Here is a 420-nt window from a genome sequence, read left to right as displayed (position 1 = left end):
CGCGTATACAAACAGGATTAGATACCCTGGTAGTCCACGCCCTAAACGATGTCAACTAGGTGTTGGAGTTTGATTTAGTACCGTAGCTAACGCGTGAAGTTGACCGCCTGGGGAGTACGGCCGCAAGGTTAAAACTCAAAGGAATTGACGGGGACCCGCACAAGCGGTGGATGATGTGGATTAATTCGATGCAACGCGAAAAACCTTACCTACCCTTGACATGTCCGGAACCCTGCTGAGAGGTGGGGGTGCCCGAAAGGGAGCCGGAACACAGGTGCTGCATGGCTGTCGTCAGCTCGTGTCGTGAGATGTTGGGTTAAGTCCCGCAACGAGCGCAACCCTTGTCGTTAGTTGCCATCATTTAGTTGGGCACTTTAACGAGACTGCCGGTGACAAACCGGAGGAAGGTGGGGATGACGT

At 53.3% G+C, this 420-nt stretch carries 1 rRNA gene; it reads left to right on the top strand.

Annotated elements, in window-relative coordinates:
* Window positions 1–420 (top strand): 16S ribosomal RNA (locus CIL05_RS21585); the annotation flags it as partial.

This window comes from Virgibacillus profundi, from assembly GCF_002287375.1.
Lineage (GTDB): Bacteria > Bacillota > Bacilli > Bacillales > Amphibacillaceae > Virgibacillus_K > Virgibacillus_K profundi.
The sequence above is the reverse complement of the archived record's forward strand: the minus strand, read 5'-3'. Positions and strand labels throughout refer to the sequence as shown.